Origin of the sequence: Mesorhizobium sp. M7A.F.Ca.CA.001.08.2.1, assembly GCF_003998455.1 — a bacterium.
GTDB lineage: Bacteria > Pseudomonadota > Alphaproteobacteria > Rhizobiales > Rhizobiaceae > Mesorhizobium > Mesorhizobium ciceri.
Map to the genome: position 1 here is coordinate 1 of NZ_RZPW01000651.1, position 3,626 is coordinate 3,626.

The following is a 3,626-nucleotide window of genomic DNA, read 5'->3' on the forward strand; positions in this document are numbered from 1 at the left end:
GTCTAAGGCGGCCAGGATCGTTGCGATAGTCGTCATAGTGGACGTGGAAAACGTCACTTGCTGATGATTTTACCGTATCGCGAAGTAACTGATCAACAGCGATCAGGTCCTCTTCTGAGATATCATGGCCAGCTCTTTTGCTGCTTGCGATCGTGGCTTCCAGATCTCGTGTGTTGATCAGGAAAGCACTCCGCCGGAAAAACCGCCGCATGAACTTCAACTCAAACGCCAGTTCGTCAGCGGCGAAATGGTAGCGGATTTCCTTGAAGCCAGTGACTCGAGTATCTGGCGGCGTTTTCAGGATATTCCGAATGAAACTGGCGGTAAGATCTTGTCCGTACGAATCGAGGTCCATATCGGCAGCTCCAAACCATGGACTGGTGGACTTGTCGCTTTCGGCGGAGAACAAGTCCTGCGCAATCTTTACCGCCTCCCAGGACTTGATAAGTCCGTGAAGAGCGCCGGCATTTTCGCCTCGGATGAGCACGCTTGGGATGGTGTTCAATATCCCCTGAAGCAAAGTTGAGCCAGATCGCCCATAGGTCACGATAAAGAGAAAATCAAAATTCATAGAGGATCAGGCCTCATCAGGACCGACACTTGGAATGGATCGAGTACTGATCGATCATGTCCGACAACCGCCCAACCGCCTCCCCTCAAGAAGTCGATCTCGCAAGAGATGTCGCCATACGTTTCGCCTTCGACGCCACCGTGGGGGAGATACGCAAATCCATGACGACGGTGGTCCGCTTGCATTTTAGGAGCGACGGAAGTTCGCCGAATTCCATCGATAAACGGCCAGAATTCGATAGGCCGAATGGTGGCCACGAACAACCCTTCAGGCTTGATGTGCTTGCGAAGAGCCGCGAGACAGGCTCTCGCGGTCGAAGGCGCAAGATGTGTGAATATCGAGAAGGCAAAAATCAGATCAAATTTTTGATCACTAACAGGCATCGCAGAAGGTATCCGCTCCGATTGAGCGAACATGCCGGGTAATCTTGCCTCTCGGCAAAGGTCGAGGGATTTGTCCCAAGCATCAACACCCCAGATCTTGGCTGGATTGCTGTAGTAGTACATCATGCGCAAGATACGCCCGTAACCACAGCCAAAGTCGAGGATGTCAGAGTCCGCCAGCGGCGCCTTAGTATACCTGGTGAAGTTGTTTTCCAATTGACGCGCGAACGCAGAAGTCTGCCGAAACAGGTCGAGGCCAGATGCTCCGGTCCAGGTCTTTTGCACCTCGTCGCTAGCCATGGCGGGCAGGAGACGTGACAGACTTGGATAGTCCTTGTTCGGCAAGGAAATCATGAGAAGGCCGAAGTCGTCTAGGCTCATTCGGCGTAGGAAAACGAGCGCCTCTTCAACCGTGCATCCGTCGGCCGCCGCGCGTTCTGCGGCATTCAAATGCGGGACGGCCGTGGAAAACATGCGGGGCTCCATATTTTTGGCAGTCTCTGAGGTGGCGTAACCATGTAGCACGCGCCGAGCCGCTTTCAACCAATCGACAGCCAAAGGAATCACCACAGAGTACCAGCCCAACGAACGGTCAATCCACGGTCTAGAGACTTGGATTAGAAATCTCAATAGAGCTGTCCCAACCTTCGAAAGATGACGCTATGCCACCGCCTTACCTTGGTCGACATTGGCAACTGCAGCGTTGCAAGATGCAAAGGTCCGTCAGGCCGCCCCGAGACGGTTAAAGCGAGCCCCCAAAGCCATGCCAGGCCGCTCGATATAGCGATAGCTCAGTAACGATAGCGGTATCAACACTGCGAGCGTTGCTATCAATGAGGCAAGGAACGGTATGGATACCCCATCGAAGGATGCGTAGATCGTGTGATACAGACCCAGGCGATCAAGGATGACAATGACGACGGGATGCCAGAGATAGATGCTGAAACTGGCATTGCCGAGCAGCTTCGCAGCCGGGTTCACGAACCACTTTTGCGGATACAAGGAAACTCCCACGACGGCGCCTGTCAACGCCACCGCCCAGATGGCTTTGACGCCGGAACCGCCGCTTGGCCCCAACATCGTTCCGATTAATACGGCGATCTGGCTCGCGAAACAAATCAGGCCAGCGATTGTCAGAAGGCTGGCGGCAAAGACTATCCGGCCAATCTGCGGTGAAGTGCGACGAAGCCCGAGCCATGCATAACACCCCGCTATCCCTGCAGCGAAGTAGAACAGGTGGGCCATCAGAGAAAGTTGTCCAAAGAGCGCCAGCGCCCCCTCCGTTCCGTGGAATGCCAAATCCCAGTTTGCCGACAAGAACACCGCTACGGCAAGAAGCACCAAAGATCGTGCAAGTCCGGTGATGGCGAAAACCAGCAGCGGCAGGATGGCATAGAACGCCATCTCGACACCGATCGACCATGACGCCATGACGAATCCCGCGACGTGGTTCGGCACAAAGTTGAAGATGAACAGTGCTGAACTGACGAATTGGGAAAGAGGGATTGTTGTTCCCCACATTGTCCAGCAGAACGGGACGTAGAACAGCATTATGAAATAGAATAGCGGCGCGATGCGCAGGAAGCGCCGCAGGTAGAATTCTCGCAATTCCTGCCGCGTCTTGATCCTGCCGCGATACCCGACAAAGAGGCCGAATGCGCTGACTATGTAAAACAGCGGCACTCCATTGCCAAAATGCGCAGGTAGAAACCAAAGGTAGGTGGGAATCGGCAGCTTTGGCAGTGCAATCAGATGAACAAGGAAAATCGATAGCGCTGCGTAGCAGCGCATTGCGAGAAGTCCAGAAAGCTCAAAACGCGCCGAAGCATCTCCGGCTTGCCCTCGAACTACGTCGACGTTCATTCAATCCCCGATAGCCAGCAAGCCGCAATAACCGATACTTTTAACGTCGAACGAAGATCACGCCCACGCTGGAATTGGTCTTCAAATCTTGTCACGGGTTTGCGGCTTTCGCTCTTTGAAGAGCAGCCCTGTTATCGGCGCTTGGCTCGTCGCTGAGACGAAGTAATGCAACGTCATTTTTGATTATGACACTTCCTGGGGTCGGCCAGACTGGCATTCGTGACGCCTCAACTATCGTATTGTCGATCTGCTCCAAGGTGGGGCCGCTCACCTTGGAGTAGCCTAAAAGTTTCATGTAACTGGCAATCCGCCACGGGTTGTCATGAAAAAACGATTGGCCGATCGTGGACGATGGCGGCTGCGGATAGACGGTGACGAAAGACAACGAGCCAAAGATCGCTATTGGATAGGTTTTCGCCGCATCGAAACCAGGCGATGCTGCTATTTGGTCATACACGGACGCCGCCATCAGTGCATCGTGTCGCCCAACAAAAAGCTCAGTGGCTTGATAGGAATTGTGGATCACAACAGTTTGGAAGATGAAGATACCAAGGAAGACAGAGGACGCCATTCTTATCCATTGCCTCCGGCTCTCCAGCGCAAAATAGCCGAATAGCCAAACAGCAAACGGCACGGCAACCAGGCTTCTGATGGGCAGCCGGCCAGCGCCTAGAAGATCCATTGCAAACGGCGCCAGCAATATTCCCAGCGCGCATATGAGGATTACCGAGCGGCGCTCTTTGCTCCAACCATTTTCTAGAATTGCAGAGAACCCTCCCAACAAAAGAAGGGCTGGCACCGCCCAGAGC

Annotated in this window: 4 protein-coding genes; all 4 read right to left on the reverse strand. The window is 53.8% G+C overall.

What is annotated here, in order from left to right; all coding sequences use genetic code 11:
* Positions 1 to 571, reverse strand: a 571-nt coding sequence (locus EN914_RS28300) for a sulfotransferase (RefSeq protein ID WP_164778976.1), incomplete at its 3' end; no start/stop codon positions are given.
* Positions 568 to 1,428, reverse strand: a complete 861-nt coding sequence (locus tag EN914_RS28305) for a class I SAM-dependent methyltransferase (protein WP_164752810.1) — start codon at positions 1,426 to 1,428, stop codon at positions 568 to 570. The genes EN914_RS28305 and EN914_RS28300, both read right to left, overlap by 4 nt.
* Before the next feature lie 249 nt (positions 1,429 to 1,677).
* Positions 1,678 to 2,817, reverse strand: a complete 1,140-nt coding sequence (locus EN914_RS28310; protein WP_081714308.1) for an acyltransferase — start codon at positions 2,815 to 2,817, stop codon at positions 1,678 to 1,680.
* A gap of 91 nt (positions 2,818 to 2,908) precedes the next feature.
* A partial coding sequence (locus EN914_RS38435; RefSeq protein WP_164778977.1) for a hypothetical protein occupies positions 2,909 to 3,626 on the reverse strand: 718 nt, incomplete at its 5' end.

What these genes read in the sequence shown, in the direction of transcription:
- EN914_RS28310 (WP_081714308.1), bottom strand. Translation starts at nt 2,817, where the DNA reads ATGAACGTCGACGTAGTTCGAGGGCAAGCCGGAGATGCTTCGGCGCGT.
- EN914_RS28305 (WP_164752810.1), bottom strand. Translation starts at nt 1,428, where the DNA reads ATGTTTTCCACGGCCGTCCCGCATTTGAATGCCGCAGAACGCGCGGCG.